The organism is Streptomyces sp. TP-A0874 (assembly GCF_001748085.1).
Taxonomy (GTDB): Bacteria; Actinomycetota; Actinomycetes; order Streptomycetales; family Streptomycetaceae; genus Streptomyces.
Window position 1 is genome coordinate 298,981 of the sequence record NZ_BBZK01000004.1, and the last position, 20,110, is coordinate 319,090.

17 protein-coding genes are annotated in these 20,110 nt (G+C 71.5%); 2 read left to right on the forward strand and 15 right to left on the reverse strand.

Going from position 1 to position 20,110, the window contains the following annotated elements; translation table 11 throughout:
• Nucleotides 1–39: 39 nt before the first annotated feature.
• The 15 genes from BGP73_RS05385 to BGP73_RS05455 all read right to left on the reverse strand — a co-directional run bounded on the left by BGP73_RS05385 (nt 40) and on the right by BGP73_RS05455 (nt 17,722).
• The gene (locus BGP73_RS05385; RefSeq protein ID WP_069812313.1) at nt 40–1,449 is read right to left on the reverse strand and encodes an aspartate aminotransferase family protein; all 1,410 of its coding nucleotides are present in this window, start codon (nt 1,447–1,449) and stop codon (nt 40–42) included.
• Nucleotides 1,450–1,730: 281 nt separating this feature from the next.
• On the reverse strand, nt 1,731–2,753 hold the full coding sequence (hpnH, locus tag BGP73_RS05390; protein WP_069812314.1) for an adenosyl-hopene transferase HpnH: 1,023 nt from the start codon (nt 2,751–2,753) through the stop codon (nt 1,731–1,733).
• Between the two features lie 5 nt (nt 2,754–2,758).
• Nucleotides 2,759–3,418 carry a phosphorylase family protein gene (locus BGP73_RS05395; RefSeq protein ID WP_069812315.1) on the reverse strand — a complete coding sequence of 220 codons (660 nt, stop codon included), beginning with the start codon at nt 3,416–3,418 and terminating at the stop codon, nt 2,759–2,761.
• Complete coding sequence (shc, locus tag BGP73_RS05400) at nt 3,418–5,472, reverse strand: squalene--hopene cyclase (protein WP_069812316.1); 2,055 nt, start codon at nt 5,470–5,472, stop codon at nt 3,418–3,420. The genes BGP73_RS05395 and shc overlap by 1 nt, the downstream gene beginning before the upstream one ends.
• Before the next feature lie 193 nt (nt 5,473–5,665).
• Entirely contained in the window at nt 5,666–6,724 is a 1,059-nt protein-coding gene (locus BGP73_RS05405) for a polyprenyl synthetase family protein (RefSeq protein ID WP_069812317.1), read from the reverse strand.
• A 112-nt stretch (nt 6,725–6,836) separates the two neighbouring features.
• Complete coding sequence (gene hpnE / locus BGP73_RS05410) at nt 6,837–8,309, reverse strand: hydroxysqualene dehydroxylase HpnE (RefSeq protein WP_069812318.1); 1,473 nt, start codon at nt 8,307–8,309, stop codon at nt 6,837–6,839.
• On the reverse strand, nt 8,306–9,274 hold the full coding sequence (gene hpnD, locus BGP73_RS05415) for a presqualene diphosphate synthase HpnD (protein WP_069812907.1): 969 nt from the start codon (nt 9,272–9,274) through the stop codon (nt 8,306–8,308). Before hpnD ends, hpnE begins: the two co-directional genes overlap by 4 nt.
• Nucleotides 9,275–9,279: 5 nt before the next feature.
• Nucleotides 9,280–10,188 carry a squalene synthase HpnC gene (gene hpnC / locus BGP73_RS05420; protein WP_069812319.1) on the reverse strand — a complete coding sequence of 303 codons (909 nt, stop codon included), beginning with the start codon at nt 10,186–10,188 and terminating at the stop codon, nt 9,280–9,282.
• 384 nt (nt 10,189–10,572) lie between these two features.
• On the reverse strand, nt 10,573–11,370 hold the full coding sequence (locus BGP73_RS05425; protein ID WP_069812320.1) for an ABC transporter ATP-binding protein: 798 nt from the start codon (nt 11,368–11,370) through the stop codon (nt 10,573–10,575).
• On the reverse strand, nt 11,363–12,301 hold the full coding sequence (locus BGP73_RS05430) for an ABC transporter permease (RefSeq protein WP_069812321.1): 939 nt from the start codon (nt 12,299–12,301) through the stop codon (nt 11,363–11,365). Before BGP73_RS05430 ends, BGP73_RS05425 begins: the two co-directional genes overlap by 8 nt.
• Before the next feature lie 107 nt (nt 12,302–12,408).
• The gene (locus BGP73_RS05435; protein ID WP_069812322.1) at nt 12,409–13,302 is read right to left on the reverse strand and encodes a glycosyltransferase family 2 protein; all 894 of its coding nucleotides are present in this window, start codon (nt 13,300–13,302) and stop codon (nt 12,409–12,411) included.
• On the reverse strand, nt 13,299–14,084 hold the full coding sequence (locus BGP73_RS05440; RefSeq protein WP_079127218.1) for a CDP-alcohol phosphatidyltransferase family protein: 786 nt from the start codon (nt 14,082–14,084) through the stop codon (nt 13,299–13,301). The genes BGP73_RS05435 and BGP73_RS05440 overlap by 4 nt, the downstream gene beginning before the upstream one ends.
• Nucleotides 14,062–15,123, reverse strand: a complete 1,062-nt coding sequence (locus BGP73_RS05445) for an iron-containing alcohol dehydrogenase family protein (RefSeq protein ID WP_069812324.1) — start codon at nt 15,121–15,123, stop codon at nt 14,062–14,064. The genes BGP73_RS05440 and BGP73_RS05445 overlap by 23 nt, the downstream gene beginning before the upstream one ends.
• A complete protein-coding gene (locus tag BGP73_RS05450) occupies nt 15,111–15,881 on the reverse strand; it encodes a phosphocholine cytidylyltransferase family protein (RefSeq protein WP_069812325.1) in 771 nt (256 codons plus the stop codon). The genes BGP73_RS05445 and BGP73_RS05450 overlap by 13 nt, the downstream gene beginning before the upstream one ends.
• Nucleotides 15,878–17,722 (reverse strand): DUF5941 domain-containing protein, encoded by a 1,845-nt coding sequence (locus tag BGP73_RS05455; RefSeq protein WP_069812909.1) that lies wholly within the window; start codon nt 17,720–17,722, stop codon nt 15,878–15,880. The genes BGP73_RS05450 and BGP73_RS05455 overlap by 4 nt, the downstream gene beginning before the upstream one ends.
• A 275-nt stretch (nt 17,723–17,997) precedes the next feature.
• Between BGP73_RS05455 and galE the strand changes: the two genes are divergently transcribed.
• Nucleotides 17,998–19,002, forward strand: coding sequence for a UDP-glucose 4-epimerase GalE (galE, locus tag BGP73_RS05460; RefSeq protein WP_069812326.1), 1,005 nt, complete (start codon nt 17,998–18,000; stop codon nt 19,000–19,002).
• A gap of 139 nt (nt 19,003–19,141) precedes the next feature.
• The gene (locus tag BGP73_RS05465) at nt 19,142–20,083 is read left to right on the forward strand and encodes a cation diffusion facilitator family transporter (RefSeq protein ID WP_069812327.1); all 942 of its coding nucleotides are present in this window, start codon (nt 19,142–19,144) and stop codon (nt 20,081–20,083) included.
• Nucleotides 20,084–20,110 lie beyond the last annotated feature (27 nt).

Consider the following 20,110-nt stretch of genomic DNA (forward strand, 5'->3'; position numbering starts at 1 on the left):
TTCCCGCCAGGCAAATTCATTGCCAGTCAGGCAAAAATCTCAGCGGTTGGAGAGCGCCTGCCGCACCAGGGTGCGGCCGAAGTCCCACATCAGCCCGCTTCCCCGGTGCGCCTCGTCCATCACCGCGGTGAAGGCCGCGACGAAGCGGTCCACCTCCGCCTCGCCGATGATCAGCGGCGGGATCAGCTTGATCACTTCCAGGTGGTCCCCGGACACCTGGGTGAGGATGCGGTGGCGCTGCAGCAGCGGAACCACCACCATCTGCGCGAACAATCCCTTGCGAGCAGCCTGCAGAACGGCCCATCGACCGCGCAGGCCGAGCGACGCGGGCCTGCCGAACTCGATTCCGATCATCAGTCCCCGACCGCGGACGTCGTGCAGCAACTCGTAGCGGTCGACGAGGGCGGCCAGCCGACCGCGCAGCAGTTCCCCGGTCCTCCTGGCGTTCGACACGAGTTCCTCGTTCTCTATGACCGCGAGCGTCGCCAGGCCGGCCGCCATGGCCTGGGCGTTGGCGCCGAAGCTGGCCGAGTGCACCAGGACCCGGTCCATCGAGGAGTAGACCTTCTTGAAGATCCACTCCTTGCCGAGGGTGGCACCGACCGGCACGTAGCCGCCGGAGAGGGCCTTGGCCACACACACCAGGTCCGGCTCGACGCCCCGATCACGCTGGTAGGCGAAGAAGTCCCCGGTGCGCCCCAACCCGGTCTGCACCTCGTCGGCGATCAGCAGCGCCCGGTGGTCGTGCAGCAGCCGCTGGGCGGCGGGCAGGAAGCCGGGCGGTGCGGCGTGCACCCCCTTCCCCTGGATCGGTTCCACGATCAGCGCGGCCACATCGCCCCGCCGCAGCTCCCGTTCCAGGGCCTCAAGATCGCCCAGGCCGATGGCGGTGTCCGGTAGCAGCGGGGCGAAACCGGCCCGGAAGTTCTCCTCCCCGTTGACCGAGAGGGAACCCGCCGTCAGCCCGTGGAAGCCGTGCACGCAGTAGAGGATCCTGGGCCTGCCGGTGGCGTGGCGGGCGAACTTCAGCGCGGTCTCCACCGCCTCGGTACCGCTGCTACTGAAGAAGACCCGCTCCAGGTGGGGGGTGTACGCCAGCAGCTTCTCGGCGAGCAGACCCGGCAGTGGCTGGCAGTCGAAGCGGGTGAGGTCCGCCAGTGAGGCGTCCAGCACGTCGTGCAGCGCCTTGCGGACCACCGGGTGGTGCCGGCCCAGGGCCATCACCCCGAAACCGGCGAGCATGTCGAGGTAGTCGCGGCCCTCCTCGTCCCAGAAGTACGCCCCGGCGGCCCGCTGGTAGACCTTGTCGAAGCCGAGCGTCCGCAGCATCCGGGGCAGTTGGTGGTTGAGGTGCCTGCTGTGCAGTTCGTACCGCTCGGCCCCACGTGTGGTGAGCAGCTTCGCGAGGTCGAACTCCTTGGAACCGGTGCTCGTCTCGGTGGTGGTCATGCCCTGGCCTCCTCACCGGCAGGTAAGCGTCTCGGTGGTTCTCCGGGCGCCGCGGCGGCGGGGCCCGGCCCCGGGGCCGGTCCGGGAGGTCTCCGCGGGTCCGCGGAGATCCGCCGGCCCGGCCCAAGCGCCGTGTCAGGCAAGGTCTGCCCGCTGCCGAGCGGCATCCGGTGCGCGTGGCGGCGAGGCGGCCGGAAGGCCCGGTACGGGATCCAACGGGGCCTTCGGCCGACTCGGCGAGCGCGCGGGTCCGCGACGGGCGAACGCCGCCTGACGCGGCACTAGGGCCGATCCCCGCTCACGGAGTCCCGCGCCGCGCGGAGCGACTCCTTGAGCGACCCCATGGTGGCGAGGACGGCGGTCGGTTCGTAGCCGCAGTGGGCCATGCAGTTGGCACACCTCGGGTCGCGGCCCCGGCCGTACGCTTCCCAGTCGGTCTCCTCGATGAGCTTCTGGTAGGTGGGCACGTACCCGTCGCTCATCAGGTAGCAGGGACGCTGCCAACCGAAGATCGAGTAGTTGGGGATGGCCCAGGCGGTGCACGGGAAGTCGACCTTGCCTTCGAGGAAGTCGAGGAAGAGCGGGCTGTGGTTCAGCCGCCACCTGCGCCGGTTGCCACCGGCGAAGGCCTTCTTGAACAGCTCGCGGGTCTGTTCGACCCCGAGGAAGTGCTCCTGGTCCGGAGCCTTCTCGTAGGCATAGGCCGGAGAGATCATCATCTCGTCGACCTGGAGATCGTCATTGAGGTAGTCGAGCACCTCGACGATGGTCTGCGGGGTGTCGGTGTTGAAGAAGGTGGAGTTGGTGGTGACCCGGAAGCCGCGTCGCTTGGCTTCCTTGATCGCCTCGACGGCCTCGTCGAAGACACCTTCCTTGGCGACGGACTGGTCGTGCCGCTCACGCAGCCCGTCGATGTGGATCGCGAAGGCGAAATAGGGCGAGGGGCTGAACTCCTCGATCTTCTTGCGGAGCAGCATGGCGTTGGTGCAGAGGAAGACGTACTTGCGGCGGGCCACGAGCTGTCGGGTGATCTCCCCGATCTGGGGGTGCATCAGCGGTTCGCCGCCGGCGATGGAGACCATCGGGGCACCGGACTCAAGGACGGCCCCCACCGCCTGGGCCACCGGCATGCGCTGTTTGAGCACCCCGGCCGGATGCTGGATCTTGCCGCAGCCCTCACACGCCAGGTTGCAGGCGTAGAGCGGTTCGAGCTCGACGATGAGCGGGAATTTCTCGCGCCGACGGAGCTTCTGCTGGAAGAGGTAGGTCCCGACCCGGACGGTCTGGCGGAGCGGCATGGCCATCTGGCTCACCTCCTGGGGAGCGATAGAGAACGGTGCCATTCGAAGAACGCGGGGAGAACGGCGCGCAACACACGGAAAGCCGATATTCCACCGTGCAGCGTGCCGATCCGGAGGAGCTCGTGCTCCGGGGCGTCCACGACCACTCGTACGGCCGCAACCGGGCGCGCCCCGGCCTGCACCGCGGTGCGCAGGGTGGCCGCCGACTCCATGTCCGCGGCGATGGCCCCGGTAGCGGCCAGTCCGGCGCGTTCCGGCCCTCGGACCACATGGTCCGATCCGGCCAGCGGGCCGGTGTGGACGATCCGCCCGACACCGGCCCCGGAGAGTCCGGCGAGCGCGGCGGCCAGCACCTCGGTGCCGTCGCACGGCGTCTTCCCCGCCGGATCCCGGGTCTCCGCGGCGACCACCAGATCGCCCGGCCGCATCCCGGAGACCAGCCCCGCACAGAACCCGGTGGCGACCACGGCGGCTCCGGACAGCCGCGATCCGCAGCCGAGGGCCTGCTGGGTGGCGCGCTCGGCGGCCCGCGGCCCCATGCCGGTCCGCAGGAGGGTCAGCTCTCCCGCGGCGGCACCGCTGTGGTCGCCGCCGCTCAGGGCGAGGCGCTCGATCCCGAGCGCGCAGGCGACCATCAGCGGAGACCGGTGGCCGTCGGCCGGGGACATCAGGAATCCCGCGGCGGGGCCTGTACTGCTGCGGGGGTGACGCTTTCGAGGCTCGGCTCGGCGGCCGCGGTCTCGGGGGTGTCCGGCACAGCGACCCCGCTCAGGTAGCGGCCCAGCGCGGTCAGGGGGAACACCATGCGGTAGAGGTGGTAGTTGATCGAGAAGTCCCAGGGGAAGCCGGTGCCGGTGTAGTACGGCTCGGCCCACGAGCCGTCCTCCCGCTGGGTCTCGACCAGCCAGGCCACGCCCCTGCGGACCGCCGCCCCGTCCCGCTGCCCGGCCGCCAGCAGGGCCAGCAGGGCCCAGCCGGTCTGCGAGGCGGTGGACACGCCACGCCCGATCCACTCCGGGTCGGGGTAGGAGCGCAGGTCCTCACCCCAGCCACCGTCGGTGTTCTGGGCCCGCTCCAGCCAGTCGACGGCCCGGCGGATCGACGGGTGGGAGGCGGAGACGCCGGCGGCGACCAGGGCCGGCACGACCGCCCCGGTGCCGTAGAGGTAGTTGACTCCCCAACGTCCAAACCAGGCGCCGTTGGGCTCCTGGTGCCTGAGGAGCCACCTGACGCCCCTTCGGGTGCGCGGGTCGAGGGTCCGGCCCTCCGCGGCCAGCATCTCCACCACGTGTCCGGTGACATCCGCGGAGGGCGGGTCGACGACCTCGCCGAAGTCGCAGAACGGCAGCCGGTTGGGGAAACGGCTGGTGTTGTCCACGTCGAACGCACCCCAGGCGCCGTCCCTGGACTGCATGCCGTACGTCCAGCGCACCGCTCTCCGGACCGCGGCGTCGACGCGCTCCCGGTCGGGGTGGCGCACCTTGCGCAGGGCGAGGACGACTTCGGCGGTGTCGTCGATGTCCGGGTAGTTGTCGTTGTGGAACTCGAACGACCAGCCGCCCGGGGTGAGTCCGGGCCGCCGCACCGACCAGTCACCGGGGCGGACCACCTGCTCGCCCAGCATCCAGTCGGCGGCCCTCACCAGCGCCGGGTGGTCGGCGGGCAGTCCGGCGTCGGCGAGCGCCACGGTGCTCAGGCAGGTGTCCCAGACCGGCGACTGGCAGGCCTCGATCATGCGGGAGCCGTCCTCCCGCCAGACCGCGAACTGGTCCAGGGACTTCAGCCCAGCGCTGAGCACCGGGTGCTCCAGGTCGTAGCCGAGGAGGTGCAGCGCGATCAGGGAGTAGACGGCGGGCGGTTGGATACCGCCCCAGCAGCCGTCGTTCTCCTGGCGTTCGACGATCCAGCGGGCACAGGTGTTCATCGCGGCCCGCCGCAGTGGCCGGACCGCGATCCGGCGGTAGGCGCGCAGCGCCTCGTCCAGCCGCCGGAAGACTGCGTCCCAGCCGGTGGCCGGCGGTTGGGCGAACGGGGGGCGGGGCAGATCGGGGTCGGTGTGCAGTTCGTCCAGGGCGAAGGGAGCGGGCCGCACCGGCCGCTTCGCCGAGACGATGGTCAGCGGCACGATCGTCTGCCGGGCCCAACTGCCGAAGGCGTAGATGTTGAGCGGGAACCACTTGGGCAGGTAGATCAGCTCCGGAGGCATCTCCGGGAGCTCGTCCCACTTCCACCAGCCGAACAGCGCCAGCCAGATCCGGGTGAAGACCCGGGCGGCGGCGATGCCGCCCTGTTCCCGCACCCAGGCGGACGCCGCGGCCATGTGCGGCGCGTCGGTGGCGTCACCCGCCATCCGCAGGGCGATGTAGGCCTCGATGGTGGTGGACAGGTCCCCCGGGCCGTCGTGGAAGGTGGCCCAGGTGCCGTCCGCCCGCTGCTCGGAACGGATGTACCGGGCCGCGGCGGCGGTCGTCTCTTCGTCCCGGATACCGAGGAACTGTCGGAGCATCAGGTCTTCGGCGTCCATGGTGACGTTGGTCTCGAGGTCGCCCTTCCACCAGCCTTCGGCGTCCTGCCGGCTCAGCAGGTGGTCGACCGCGCGGGCCGTCGCGCTCTTGGCCCGCTCCAGGGCGGGGGAGGTGTCCGGACCGGGGCCGAGAAGGTCCGAGGCTGAGGGTGCCGGAGGCGTCGCGGCTCCGGTGCTGCCATCGGTCGTCGCTGTCATGGCTTCCCCTTCGTGCAGTGATCGGTCTGCTGTGCTGGGGTCTCCGTCGGCCGACGCCGCTGCTCACCGGGACTGCGGTTCCGGGAGCAGAGGCGACGGCCGGCGACTGCGATTCATATGTGGCGGTGCGTGCGCGCTCCGGTGCTGACCTTGGCGGGGCCTGACGCGGAGCGTCCGGCGACGAGGTGGTTCGTCATTTCTCTCGTACGACCACGAAGTCCGCGAGGGCGACGAACTGCTCACGGACGTGCTCGGGCATGTCCACCCGGTCCAGGGTGGCGATAGCGGTGGCGTGTTGGCGGCGTGCCTCAGCGGATGTCCACGCCCGTCCGCCGGCCTCCTCGATGAGCGCCGCCCGGGTGGCGAACTCGGCCTCGTCGAAGGCGTGGAAGTCGCTGCTCTTGGCGTCCGCGGCCAGGATTTCGGCGAGCCGCCGCGCGGCGGGGCCTTCGGCGGCGAGCGCGGCCACCACCGGGAGTGACTTCTTCCGCTGCCGCAGGTCGCTCCAGGCCTGCTTACCGGTGGCCTCCGGGTCCCCCCAGATGCCCAGCAGGTCGTCGACTGCCTGGAAGGCGAGGCCGAGGTGGTGGCCGTACTCCTCCAGGACGTCCGCGGTCCGGTCGTCGGCCCCACCGAGGACGGCGCCGATGGAGAGCGCGCAGGCCAGCAGGGCACCGGTCTTGTTGCCCTCCATCTCCAGGCACTCCGCGACGGTGACCCGCTCCCGGTGCTCGTAGGAGATGTCCTGGGCCTGTCCGTCGATGAGCTTCCGGGTGGCGGCGGTCAGCCGGCGGGCGGCGCGCCCGGCCTCCACCGTGCCGAGTTCCAGGATGATCTCGTTGGCCAGGGCGAAGAGGGCGTCACCGACGAGGATGGCCTGGGCGGGGCCGTGGACCTTCCAGACGGTGTCGCGGTGCCGGCGTTGTTCGTCACCGTCCATCAGGTCGTCGTGGAGCAACGAGAAGTTGTGCACGAGTTCCACCGCGACGGCGCCCGGGATGCCCGTCTCGGGCGGGGCGCCGGCGGCCTCCGCGGAGAGCAGTGCCAGGGCCGGACGCACCGCCTTGCCCCCGTCGCCGCTGGAGGGCCTGCCGGTCGCGTCGATCCAGCCGAAGTGGTAGGCGGCGACCGTGTTCATGGGGGGTGCGAGCCGGTCGACGGCTGCTCGCAGCACCGGTGTGGCGAGCCGCCGCCCGTTCTCGAGCAGGGCGGCGACGTCGGCTGTGCCGGTGGCCGGGTTCGCCGTGTTCACTGGCTCTCCTCTGTGTGTGCTGCCGCGGGGACGGCGCTGCGCCCCCGCGCTCTGTTGCTGCCGGTAAGCAGCCTGACGGCTGCTGGAAGGGCTGCCAAGATAGGGAAATCAGTCATATGGCCGCCTCTTGTTGGGGATCCGCCGGACGCCGGACGGCCAGTGGCGGATGTGCCGGACGAGCGAGTCGGGCGACCGCCGCCCGGGCGGCGGCGGTACCGCTGCGCACCGCCCCTTCCATGGTGGCTGGCCAGCCGGTGTCGGTCCACGCCCCGGCCAGGTGGATGCCCGGCAGCCCGGTGGCGGTCGCCGGCCGCAACCCGTTGACACCGGGCACCGCCGCGAAGGTGGCGGTCCGCTCCCGGGTGACGAAGAAGTCCAGCACCTCGGCTTCCCGGGCGTCCGGCAGCAGCCGCTCCAGCTCCGGCAGGTAGTGCTTGCGCAGCGCCGCCACCGGTTGGTCGATCCCGTCCTGGGCAGCCGACTGGGAGAGCACCAGGTACTGCCCCTCCCCGGTCATTCCGGAGGCCTCGGTCCGGTCGAAGACCCACTGGACACTGCTGCCGAGGGCGGCGAGGAACGGCTGCCGGAGCACCGGGCGGTCGTAGACGACGTGGGCGTTGAGGATCGGGGCGGTGCCGATGCCGAGCAGCCGTTCCGGGTGCTCGACGGCGCCCTCGGGCAGCAGGCGGTGGGCCTCCTCCTGCGGCACCGCGAGCACCACGGTGTCGGCGCACAGCTCTTCGTCGCCGCCGCCGGCCGCCCGGCCGTGCTTGACGTCGAGCGGCACGCACCAGTCGTCCTCACCCGTCCGGCGGATCTCCACGGCCCGGGTCTGCAGCAGCACCCGCACCCCGGCCGCTTCGAGCGCCGCGCCGGCCCGGGTGTGGTGCACCTCGCCGAGCGGGGTGCGGGCCCAGCCGAGGTCCGCCGCCCCGGGGTCGGAGAGCAGGCCGGTCTGGAAGACCATGGCCGCCAGGGCGAGGGAGGCCTGGTGGGCCCGGGCGTTCAGGGTGGCGACCCCCACGAGGTCCCAGAGCGCCTCGACCGTGCGTTCTGACTGCCCCCTGGCCCGCAGCCAGCTGGCGAAGTCCACCCGGTCCAGCTCCGGATCGTCCAGGTCGAGCCGGCCGAGGGCGAGCGCAGCCCGGCCCACGCTCAGCCGTTCCCGGAGCGAGAGGTGCCGGTAGCGGGCGAGGGAGCCGGCCAGGTGCAGCGGTACCGGCAGCGCGGTGCGGCGGAGTCGGCTGACCCGTCGGTGCTCGGCGTCCACGACGGGGATGTCGAGCCGCTTCTGGAGCGGGGCTAGTTCGGCGGCGCCGATCCGGTCGAGAAGGCCGCGGTAGGCGGTGCAGCACCGCAGATAGACGTGGTGGCCGTTGTCGACCGTCAGTTCTCCCACCGGGGAGGGTCGCCGGAAGGAGAAGGCGAGTCCACCCAGCCGCGGCCGTCCCTCGACCAGGACCACCTGCACACCGGCGTCGGCGAGGGCGAGTGCGGCGGTGGTGCCGGCGATGCCGCCCCCGATGACCACGGCCCGCCGGGCGGCCCGGCGCCGTCCGGCGACCGGCCCCGCGCCCCCGCTCATCGGGGGTCTCCGGCCGTCGAGGCTCGGCTGAGCCGGCGTGAGACGTTGCGGGCGTCGAGACCGCAGAGTCCTCGTACGGCGACATACGCCTTCTCGTGCCCGGGGAGCGACACCCGACCGCGGAGAACGGCTCCCGGGTCGCGGGCGATGCGGTCCAGCAGTCTGCGGTAGATGCCCGCCATGGCGGCGACACAGGCTCCGCTGCGGCGGTCCAGCAGCGGGAGCAGCCGGAAGCCGTCCGCGAACAGCGCCCGGGCACGCTGGATCTCGAACCGCATCAGGCCGGTGAAGTCCGCCCCGGCCGGGGGCTCGGCCGTGTGGAACCCCGCCGAGCAGCCGAACTTGGCGAGGTCCTCGGCCGGGAGGTAGGTGCGCCCGTTGGCGGCGTCCTCCCTCAGGTCCCGGAGGATGTTGGTCAGTTGGAGGGCGAGGCCGAGGGTGTCGGCGTACTCCGCCGCGCGAGCCGCGTCCACCGGCGAGGAACCGGTGGCCGGCCGGGTGCCGAAGACTCCCAGGGAGAGCCGTCCGATGGCCCCGGCGACGCAGCGGCAGTAGCCCCGGAGCTGTTCCCAGCTCTCGTAGGTCGCCCCGCGGACGTCCATCACCACTCCGTCGATCAGCTCCTCCAGGCCCTTGAGCGGGATGGGGAAGCGGACCGCGGCGTGGGAGAGCGCCACGGCGACCGGGTCCGGGTCGTCCTCCTCCACCCGGCCGTCCTGGATCCTGGTCAGGAGCGCCCGGGTGTCCTCCAGTCGGGTGTGTTTCGCCGTCGACTCGAGTTCGCCGTCGCCGATGTCGTCCACCCGGCGGGAGAAGGCGTACAACGCCGACATGGCGTAGCGCTTCTCGGTCGGCAGCAGCTTGATGCCATAAGCGAAGTTACGGGCCTGCTGTCCGGTCACCGCCTCGCAGTAACGGTACGCAGCGAGCACCGGTCCGGACGCGGGTACGGGTCCGTTCACCATCCGGCTCACCCCTCTCTTCGCAGTGTCGCCCCCGCCTCGCGCAGGAGTCCGAGCCTGGCGGGTTTCGGCGGTCCCATCAGGACGTCGTGTTCTCGCGCCTCGATCGCGCCGAGCGCGGCCCGGCCTCCCGCCACGAAGCCGGCCAGCAGCAGTCTGAGCCGTCCCGACACGCTGCCCACCAGTGGAGCGCCCTCGTCCAGCAGCCTTCCCGCACGCACCGCCTGGAAGGCGATCAGCTCGCGGACCTGGGCGGAGGCCCTCGACTCGGCCAGGTCGCTCTCCTTCACGCCGAAGCGTTTCATGTCCTCGGCGGGCAGGTAGATGCGGTCCCGTCCGAAATCCTCGGCCACATCCTGGAGGTGTTCGACGATCTGGAGGGCGGTGCACACGGCATCGGAGCACCGTACCCGCTCGGGGCTGGTGGTGCCGGTGATGGCGAGGACGAGTCGCCCCACCGGGTTGGCGGACAGTTCGCAGTATCCGAGCAGGTCGTCGTAGGTCGGGTAGCGGCGGACCTGCTGGTCCTGGCGGTTGGCCGCGATGAGGTCCAGGAAGGGCCGGGGGGTCAGGCCGCGTCGCCGTACGGTCGGCGCCAGCGCCCGGAGCAGGGGGTGCCTGGGGGCGTCCGGGTCTCCGGCCGGCGCGGGGCCGGCGAAGACCCGGCGCAGATCGGCCTCGAGAGCGTCCAGCATCGTCAGCCGGTCGTCGGCGTGTTCCGGCTCGACGCCCAGGTACGCGGCGTCGGCCCCGCCGGGGGCGAGGTCGCCGTCGCCGATGTCGTCGACGAGTCGCGCGTAGCCGTAGACCGCCATCAGGTCGGCGCGCCAGGCGCGCGGCAGGAAGAAGGGCGCGACCGGGAAGTTCTCGTGCGCCGCCTTGTCCAGAACGGTCCGCGCGTGCCCGGGGGCGGTCACCGCGGCCTGCCCGCGGCCCGGCTTCCCGTGCCGTGGGCCAGGGGTCGGACGGCGGACGCGTCGTTGAGCCGGAGAGTTCCCATAGCCATAGCCGTCACATCTCCCGTTCTACACTGCCGACCCAGAACATCCCATTTCGGACACGCCGCTCTCTCGCTGCGGCGTTCTCCCACCGGGCTCCCGGAGCCCGGAACGTATCGCCCGACATGCCACGAATCAGCGCCGGTACAGCTTACGCCGTGTAGCGCGACAGAGCGTGTCGGGGTGTTTCGCGGCGCACGGCCCCCGAACCCGGCGGAGGGGTGGGACTCTCCCCCGGCGACCGGACCGGCAGCTCCCCGATCACCCCGGTCTCTTCCCGGCGGGGGCCGTGACCGCGACCGGCTACTTGCCGGTCTCCTTCTCGTACGCCTTGATCACTTCGTCGGTGGGCCCGTCCATGATGAGCTCACCCTTCTCCAGCCACAGCACCCGCTCGCAGGTGTCCCGGATGGACTTGTTGTTGTGGCTCACCAGGAAGACCGTGCCGGCCTCCTTGCGCAGCTCCCGGATGCGGGCCTCGGAGCGCTTCTGGAACTTCCGGTCGCCGGTGGCCAGCGCCTCGTCGATCATGAGTACGTCGTGGTCCTTGGCCGCCGCGATCGAGAACCGCAGTCGGGCCGCCATCCCGGAGGAGTAGGTCCGCATCGGCAGGGTGATGAAGTCGCCCTTCTCGTTGATCCCCGAGAAGTCCACGATGTCCTGGTAGCGCGCCCGCACCTGCTCCGGCGACATCCCCATCGCCAGGCCGCCGAGGTAGACGTTCCGCTCGCCGGTGAGGTCGTTCATCAGGGCGGCGTTCACCCCGAGGAGCGAGGGCTGTCCGTCGGTGTAGACCTTCCCGCGCTCGGCCGGCAGCAGCCCGGCGATGGCCTTCAGCAAGGTGGACTTGCCGGAGCCGTTGGAGCCGATCAGGCCGATCGCCTCGCCCCGGTAGGCGGTGAAGCTGACCCCGCGCACGGCGTGCACCTCGCGCATTCCGGGCGTGTGCTTCCGGCCGAGGATCCGGCTGATCGCCACGGTCGCCGCTCCCTTGCCGCGGGAGCCGCCGTTGACCCGGTAGACGATGTGCAGCCCGTCGGCGATGACGGTGGGGGTACGCGGCTGCGCGGCAGCCTTCGGGGAAACGCTCTGCTCAGCCACGGCCGTACCGCTCCTCCGCCTTCCAGAAGTACACGAAGCCGCCCGCCCCGGCCAGCAGCGCCCAGCCGAGCGCGATCAGCCAGACGTGCGGCGGCAGGTTCTCCGAGCCGAAGCCCTGCAGCAGCGAGTGGCGCATCAGGTTCATGAAGACCGTGGTCGGGTTGGTCAGCATCACCTCGACCAGCCAGGACGGCGCCTTCGCCCGCTCCACCAGCATGTACTGGAGGGGGAACATCACACCCGAGGCGTACATCCAGGTGCGCAGCACGAAGGGCATCAGCTGCGCGAGGTCGGGGGTCTTGGCCCCCAGCCGGGCCATGATCAGCGCCAGCCCGGTGTTGAACACGAACTGCAGCACCAGGGTCGGCACGATCAGGAACCACGACCACTTGGGGAAGTGGCCGAAGCCGACCAGGATCACCGCGAGGACGATCATGGAGAACAGCAGCTGCTGGAGTTGCTGGAGCGAGAAGGAGACGGGCAGCGAGGCGCGGGGGAAGTGCAGCGCCCGGACCAGTCCGAGGTTCCCGGAGATCGCCCGCACCCCGGCCAGCACCGAACTCTGGGTGAAGGTGAAGACGAAGACCCCGGTCACCAGGAAGGGCACGTAGGTGGAGTGGTCCATCCCGCCCCGGCTGCCCAGCAGCAGGCCGAAGATCAGGAAGTAGACGCCCGCGTTGAGCAGCGGGGTGGCGACCTGCCACAGCTGGCCGAGTTTGGCCTGGCTGTACTGGGCCGTGAGTTTGGCCTGGGAGAAGGCGAGGATGAAGTGCCGCCTGCTCCACAACTGTCCGACGTACTCGCCCAGGCCGGGCCGTGCCCCGCTCACCGACAGCCCGTATCTGGCCGCGAGCTCGGCCGGGGCCAGTCCCTCGTCAGGTGACGGGAGGTCGCTCACGGCGACCAGACCGTCGTGCGTTGTCTCACTCACAAGTGGAAACTTTCGTCTTCAGATGCGCAGCCAGGGCGGGCGCGGGGCGGATGCCGGTTCCCGGGCGGGTGGCCCGGGACGCGCCCGTTGCTCTCCGTACGAGCTTGTCAGATGACCGGCGGCCGACCCAGTCGGGTCAGACGCCAAACGGTAGTCCACTTCATGGGGCGGCGGGGTCCGCACCGGCTCCGCCAGCCCTCCCGGAAGCCGCCGAACCATGCCTTCAGCGCCGCCCCGGAGGGCCGCCGGGCGAGGGTGAGCAGCAACCACACCCCGAGGTAGGCGGGGACCAGGGGCGCCGGAAGGTTGCGGCGGGCCAGCCAGACCCGGTTTCGGGCGACCATGCGGTGGTAGACCGCGTGCCTGCTGGGAGCGGTCGTCGGGTGGTGCAGCACCAGGTCCGACCGGTAGTCGATCAGCCACCCGGCGTCCAGCGCCCGCCAGGCGAGGTCGGTCTCCTCATGGGCGTAGAAGAACTCACCGGGCAACCCTCCGACCTGCTGGAAGACCGCCGTGCGGACCGCGTTGGCGCCACCGAGGAAGGTGGTGACGCGGGAACTCCGCAGCGGGTCGGAGGCGCGCAGTCGGGGGACGTGGCGACGCTGGGTGATCCCGGTCTCCGGGTCCGCGATCCGGAAGCTGATGATGCCCAGCCGCGGGTCGGCCGCGAAGGCCTCCCGGCACAGCTCCGCCGTGTCGTCGTTGGGCAGCAGTCCGTCGTCGTCGAGGAAGAGCAGGATGTCCACCTCGCTCCCGCCGGGCCCGAATGCCTCGATGCCGACGTTCCGGCCGGCCGGGATCCCCACGTTCTCCGGAAGCTCGATGCTCCGCACGCCGTCCGGCAGCTCGGGCAGCGGGGCGCCGTTGCCCACCACCACCACCTCGATCGGCTCACCCTGCTGCTTGGCGACCGAGTCGAGCAGGAGGCGCAGCTCCTCCGGGCGGTTGCCCATGGTGAGGACGACCGCTCCGACCCGCTGGGCCGTGCCCCCGGCCGTCATTTCAGCCTGCTCGAGGCCAGGATGCTGACCAGGTGCAGCACCGTCTGGAGTACGGCCACCGCGGCGAGGAGCACCACCGCGGCCCGGGTGGCGAGCAGTCCGCCGTTGAGGAAGTCGGCGATCCCGGCGGCCAGCATCACCAGCGAGGCCTCGACGCCACCCACCAGCCGGTGGAACTTCAGCGCCGCGGCGGCCCGGCGGGCGGCGGCCAAGCCGGAGGAGCGGGGCACGGCGGCCTCGTCCTTCACGGCGGGGAGGCCGCTGCGCGAGCGGGCGACGTCGACCAGGTCCGTCTCCGCCTTGATCAGGATGGCGCCGAGCGCGGCGACCGTCCCGAGGAAGGCCCAGAACCACTGGATGGTGGGGCCGCTGTGGTGGAAGACGTCCGCCGCCCGGATGCCGAAGCCCACCAGCAGCGCGGCTTCGGCGAGGTAGTGGCCCACCCGGTCCAGGTAGACGCCGGTGATGGAGGTCTGGCCGCGCCAGCGCGCGAGTTCTCCGTCCACGCAGTCCAGGAGCAGGTAGACCTGGATCAGCAGGGCGCCGAGTACGGCCCCGGTCAGCCCGGGCACCAGCAGTCCGGCACCGGCCGCGACGCCCGCGACGATCATCAGACCGGTGTACTGGTTCGGGGTGAGCCTGGTGTTCACCAGGTGCCGGGTGCATCGCAGCGAGATCTCCCGCATGTAGATGCGCCCGGCCCAGTGTTCACCGCTGCGCCGGTCCTTCAGTCCACCGGGGTGGACGACCGGTCGGAGTTCAGCTAGTGACGGTTTTGGCATAGTCGGCGTATGCGTCCCTGATCTGGTCGGCGGAGAGGTCCAGGTGCTCCAGGATCGTGTAGCGCCCGGGGCGGGTCTGCGGCGCGTACTCGACCGCCTTGACGAATTCGTCCTCGTTGAAGCCCATCTCCCGGGGCAGCACCGGCAGGCTGTGCCGGCGCAGGACCTCCACCATCAGCGCGGAGGCCTCCTGCGCTCCCCGCAGGTGCATCGCGAAGGCCGCGCCCAGGCCGCACTGCTCGCCGTGCGAGGCCGCCCGCTGGGGGTAGAGCAGGTCGAAGGCGTGGTTGATCTCGTGGCAGGCGCCCGAGGCCGGCCGGCTGTCACCGGCCACCGACATGGAGATGCCGGTCAGTACCAGCCCCTCCGCGAGTACGGTCAGGAAGTCGTCGTCCTGGCAGTTCCCCGGGTGGCGGAGGACCGCCTCGCCGGCCTGCCGCGCCATGGCGGCGGCCAGCCCGTCGATCTGCTCACCGGTCTCCCGGTGGGAGAGTTCCCAGTCGGCGACGGCGGAGATGTTGGAGATGACGTCCCCGACGCCGGAGCGGACGAAGCGGATGGGCGCTTCCCGGATGACGTCCAGGTCGATGACGATCGCGATCGGGTTGGGCACCCCGTAGGAGCCGCGCCCCGCGTCGTTGTCGAGCGTCGCCACCGGAGAGCAGAGGCCGTCGTGCGACAGGTTGGTCGCCACCGCGACCAGCGGCAGGCCGATCCGGGCGGCGGCGAACTTCGCACAGTCGATGATCTTCCCGCCGCCCATGCCCACGACCGCGTCGTAGCGCCCGGACTTCATGGCGTCGGCCAGTTTGATGGCGTCGTCGAGCCGACCGCCGCCGACCTCGTACCAGGAGGCGCCGGGGAGCGCCGGAGCGAAGCGCCGACGCAGTTCCGCGCCGGAGCCTCCGCTGATGGCGATGGCGAGCTTGCCCGAAGCCGAGATCCGCTGGTCGACCAGGAGACCGGCCAGGTCGTCCAGTGCGCCGGCACTGATGTCGACGACGACTGGCGACGGAATGAGCCGGGTCAGTACAGGCACGCGATCTCCCTGCCCTTGGCCAGGTCGTCGTGGTTGTCGATCTCGACCCACTTGACGTCGCCGATCGGGGCCACGTCGATCTGCACGCCCCGGTTGACGAGCTCCTGGTAGCCGTCCTCGTAGTAGAGGTCCGGGTCCTTCTCGAAAGTGGCCTGCAGGGCGTCGGCCAGCTCCTCGGCGGCCTCCGGCTCGATGAGGGTGACGCCGATGTACTCACCGGTGGCCTCGGCCGGGTCCATCAGCTTGGTGATCCGCTGGACGCCCTTCTCGGGGTCCGCGACGACCTTCATCTCCTCGTCGGCGAGCTGCTTGACGGTGTCCAGGGCAAGGATGATCTTCTGCCCCCGGCCACGCGCCTCCAGCAGGGTCTTCTCCACCGACACCGGGTGCACGGTGTCACCGTTGGCGAGGATCACGCCCTGCTTGAGGACGTCGCGGGCGCACCACAGGGAGTAGGCGTTGTTCCACTCCTCGGCCTTGTCGTTGTCGATGAGCGTGAGAGTGAGGCCGTACTTCTTCTCCAGCGCCTCCTTGCGCTCGTAGACGGCCTCCTTGCGGTAACCGACCACGATCGCGACCTCGGTCAGGCCGACCTCGGCGAAGTTGCCCAGCGCGATGTCGAGCACGGTGAGGGGCTCGACGTCCGCCACGGAGTCTGCGGGCTGCTCCGGCCCCACCGGCACCAGGGCCTTGGGGAGGGTGTCGGTGTAGGGACGCAGACGGCGTCCGGCGCCGGCTGCCAGCACGAGGCCGATCATGCGGGTTCTCCTGTTTCGTCGTGTACGGCGGGTGCTCCGGAGGAGACCCAGAAGCGGACGCTCTCGATGAGCACCGCCAGCGCCAGAACCGACGCGAGGCCGGTCAGCGCGAGGGGGAAAGCTGTGTCGGGCAGGGTGAACGCGGCCAGGATGACCAGGAGGACGCGTCCCTCGTGCCCGCCGAGCGCCAGCACCAGCCGGTGCGGGGGCGCTCCACTGCCACCGCGGATGCGGTACACCGTGTCGTAGTGATGGTAGGCGACCGCGGACACCAGTCCGAATGCCGCGGGCAGCGCGCCCGCCGTCTCGGAGCGGGCCGCCAGTACCAGGATGGTGCCGTATTCGGCGGCGCGGAAGAGCGGGGGCACCAGCCAGTCCAGCGCTCCGCGCAGCCCCGTGGCGACGGCGAGTCCGGCTGCCAGCGCGGCGACCAGCGCCGCGGCGACGGGCCAGACCCCCGCGAAGTCGCTGAACGCCGCGGTCCCGACGACCGCTGCCGCTCCGGCGAGGGCGACCGTGGGAGCCGTGTATGCGGGCGCCCGCCGGGCCGGGCCGTGCAGGGCCGCGGCGAACCCCTCGGCGAGGGGACCGTTGTCGGCCAGGGCGTCCAGGGCCAGTGCGGCCCGGTCGCTCCGGGCGCCCCGTCGGCGGAGGGAGCGCAGTACCCGGCCGGCGGTGGTGTAGCAGGCGGCGAAGCCGCAGCCGATCAGCAAGGCGGTGAAGACCGTGCGCGGCGTGGTGAGGGCGGTGAGCACCGCGATGAGCGCCCAGCGCTCGCCGATGGGAAGGATGATCATCCGCCGGACCCAGACGGTCCAGCCGACGCTGTCCAGCCGGTTCGAGAGGCCCGTGGGACCGCTGCCGGCGGCGTCCTGTTCGGCCTCGTTGAAGGAGAAGTCGACCACGTGACGGCAGGTCTGCAGGACCATCGCGCCGAGCGCCAGGGCCCAGACGTCGTCACCCCCGGCCCGGGCGGCGCCGATGGCGAGGCCCGCGTAGTAGGCGTACTCCTTGGCGCGGTCGAAGGTCGCGTCCAGCCAGGCGCCCAGGGTGGAGTACTGGAGCGAGTAGCGGGCGAGCTGGCCGTCGGTGCAGTCGAGCACGAACGACGCGAGCAGCAGCAGGCCGGCGGCGACGAACCCGCTCCGGCTGCCGGTGGCGGCGCAGCCGGCCGCGATCAGCGCGGTGAGCAGCGAGGCGGTCGTGACCTGGTTGGGGGTGAGGCCGCGGTGGGCGCACCAGCGCGCGATGTAGCGGGAGTAGGTGCTGACGCAGAAGGTGGTGAAGAAGCCGTCACGGGACTTGACCGCGCTGCGCAGGCGGATCGCCTCGTCGTCGACGGCCTCGACGGCCTCCCGCGCCCGGCTGCGGGCCGCCTCGTCGCCCGGGACGGTGGCGACCAGCGCCCCCAGCTCGGGGCGGTGCACCGGCTCGTCGATCCTGAGCAGCTCCTCGGCGACCGCGTCGGGCAGCGGGGCGGCGCTGACGGTCGATGTCCCGCCTGCCGACCCGACCAGCGCCTCGGCGCGCTCCTGACTGGTTCCGGCGACCGCCTCCAGCGCGCGCCGGAGGGCGCTGCGGGCCGCCGGCTGCGCGGTCAGCGCGCCGGGGACGGCGGAGATCGGGAAGCGCGGGTCGGTCAGTCCCAGCCGCAGCGCGTGGCGGTGTGCGACCAGCCGGGGGTCGACGAGGGCCACGCGTTCGGCCGCGGGCAGCCGTCCGAGTTCGGTGTCGAGGCCGGCGCCGTCCGCCGCGGTGACCACGGTGAAACCGAGCGACCGCAGGTCGCCTTCGAGCTGCGACCCGGCGACCGGCGGACCGGTGAGGATTGCGGTCGGCAGACGACTCACTCCTTGGAAGCTGACCTCGCCGCGCTGGAACGCGGGGTGTACTGGCAGCGGGCGTGGCATGCCCCGGTCGTTGTCCAGGCGGGGCGGCACGTCGGGAGAGGCTATCGGATCCCCGGATGTGACCGTTCATCGACTGTTTACGGCCGTCTGAGGTCGGGAAAAGGCGGCAGACGCTCCTTGGATGACCCTTGACGATCATCATGGTGGATCCGGGGCCCTGGTACCAAACCGCGGTGCGGCAGAGCCGCGGCGATAGGCTGCCGCCCATGACGTGGCTGATCACAGGCGGGGCGGGGTACATCGGGGCCCATGTGGCGCGGAGCATGGCGGAGGCCGGCGAGGGCGTGGTGGTGCTCGACGACCTCTCCACCGGGATCCCCGAGCGCCTTCCCCCCTCCCTCCCGCTGGTCAGCGGTTCCACACTCGACCGTCCGCTGCTGGACCGGGTCCTCAGCGAGCACTCGGTCACGGGGGTGGTGCACCTGGCGGCCAAGAAGCAGGTCGGCGAGTCCGTCGAACAGCCCCTGCGCTACTACCGGGAGAACCTGTACGGGCTCACCGTGCTGCTCGACGCGGTGGTCGCCGCCGGGGTGCGCCGGTTCGTCTTCTCCTCCTCGGCCGCCGTCTACGGCATGCCCGACGTGGACCTGGTCTCCGAGGACACCCCCTGCGTGCCGATGAGCCCCTACGGGGAGACCAAGCTCGCCGGCGAGTGGCTGGTGCGGGCCGCGGGCCGCGCGCACGGCCTGGCCACGGTCTGCCTGCGCTACTTCAACGTGGCGGGCGCGGCCCGGCCGGAACTCTTCGACACCGGCGTTTCCAACATCATCCCGATGTTCTTCGACCGGATCACCCGGGGCGTGGCGCCGCAGATCTTCGGTGACGACTACCCGACCCCGGACGGCACCTGCATCCGCGACTACATCCACGTCGCCGATCTGGCGACGGCCCATCTGGCGGCCGCCCGCCACCTGGCCGCCCCCGGGCGGGGGCCCGGCGACCTGACCGTGAACGCCGGCACCGGGCGGGGCGTGTCGGTCCGCGAGGTGGCCGACCTGGTGGCCGAGGCCACCGGCCGGACGGGCCCGCCCCCCGAGGTCGTGGGGCGGCGGGCCGGCGACCCGGCCCGGGTGGTCGCCTCCGCGCGGTTGATCGGTGAGGAGTTGGGCTGGACGGCCCGGAAGGACGTCCGGGCGATGGTGGAGTCGGCCTGGGAGGGCTGGCGCACACACCACCCCGAGGCGACCTCCACCCCTCCCCCCGCACTCTGAGAAATCGGAAAAGCCGCAGGTCAGACAGTGATAACGGTGTTCAGTCCCGGCTTGCCGGGCACCCGGAAGCCATAGTTCACTGTGACCGCGGCCGGGGTTCTGCTCGGCTGCGGTCACAGCGATTCTGGAGGCGGCTTCCATGGGGACAGGGCACAGCCACGGCCACGCGCACGGCCTGCCGCCCGGCGCCACGGGTACCGCCGCGGCGGCACACCGCGGCCGGCTCCGTATCGCCCTCACCCTGACGCTCACCGTGCTGTTCGCGGAGCTCGTCGGCGGACTGCTCACCGGCTCGCTGGCACTGCTCGCCGACGCCGGCCACATGGCGACCGACAGCATCGGGATCACCATGGCGCTGCTCGCCATCCACTTCGCCAACCGGCCACCGAGTGAGCGGCGGACCTTCGGGCTGGCCCGGGCCGAGATCCTCGCCGCACTCGCCAACTGCCTGCTGCTGCTCGGGGTGGGCGGCTTCATCCTCTACGAGGCGGTGGGACGGCTGATCTCGCCGCCGCAGGTGGAGGGCGGGCTCACCATCGTCTTCGGTGCGGTGGGCCTCCTCGCCAACACCATCTCCCTGTCGCTGCTGATGCGCGGCCAGCGGGAGAGCCTCAACGTACGAGGAGCCTTCCTCGAGGTGCTCTCGGACGCGCTCGGCTCGGGCGCCGTCATCGTCTCCGCCGCCGTCATCATGGCGACCGGCTGGCAGCGGGCCGACCCGGCGGCCTCGCTGCTCATCGGCCTGATGATCGTGCCGCGGGCCTGGAAGCTGCTGCGCGAGGCGCTGGACGTACTCCTGGAGGCCGCGCCACGCGATGTGGACCTCGCCGAGGTGCGGGCCCACATCCTCGACCTGCCCGGTGTCGAAGGACTGCACGACCTGCACGTCTGGACCATCACCTCGGGACTGCCGGTGCTCTCCGTCCACGTGGTGGTGACTCCCGAGACCCTGGACCGGGTCGGCTACGAGCGGCTGCTCCACGATCTCCAGGGCTGCCTGGGGGAGCACTTCGACGTGGAGCACTGCACCTTCCAGCTCGAGCCGAGCGGCCACGCGGAACACGAGCTGGTCTGCCACTGAGAGCGCCGGTGAGCGCGTCGACCCGCG

Coding starts and splice junctions, on each gene's coding strand:
- BGP73_RS05385 (WP_069812313.1), bottom strand. CDS start 1,449: ATGACCACCACCGAGACGAGCACCGGTTCCAAGGAGTTCGACCTCGCG.
- hpnH (WP_069812314.1), bottom strand. CDS start 2,753: ATGGCCATGCCGCTCCGCCAGACCGTCCGGGTCGGGACCTACCTCTTC.
- BGP73_RS05395 (WP_069812315.1), bottom strand. CDS start 3,418: ATGTCCCCGGCCGACGGCCACCGGTCTCCGCTGATGGTCGCCTGCGCG.
- shc (WP_069812316.1), bottom strand. CDS start 5,472: ATGACAGCGACGACCGATGGCAGCACCGGAGCCGCGACGCCTCCGGCA.
- hpnE (WP_069812318.1), bottom strand. CDS start 8,309: ATGAGCGGGGGCGCGGGGCCGGTCGCCGGACGGCGCCGGGCCGCCCGG.
- hpnD (WP_069812907.1), bottom strand. CDS start 9,274: ATGGTGAACGGACCCGTACCCGCGTCCGGACCGGTGCTCGCTGCGTAC.
- BGP73_RS05435 (WP_069812322.1), bottom strand. CDS start 13,302: ATGACGGCCGGGGGCACGGCCCAGCGGGTCGGAGCGGTCGTCCTCACC.
- BGP73_RS05440 (WP_079127218.1), bottom strand. CDS start 14,084: ATGCCAAAACCGTCACTAGCTGAACTCCGACCGGTCGTCCACCCCGGT.
- BGP73_RS05450 (WP_069812325.1), bottom strand. CDS start 15,881: ATGATCGGCCTCGTGCTGGCAGCCGGCGCCGGACGCCGTCTGCGTCCC.
- galE (WP_069812326.1), top strand. CDS start 17,998: ATGACGTGGCTGATCACAGGCGGGGCGGGGTACATCGGGGCCCATGTG.
- BGP73_RS05465 (WP_069812327.1), top strand. CDS start 19,142: ATGGGGACAGGGCACAGCCACGGCCACGCGCACGGCCTGCCGCCCGGC.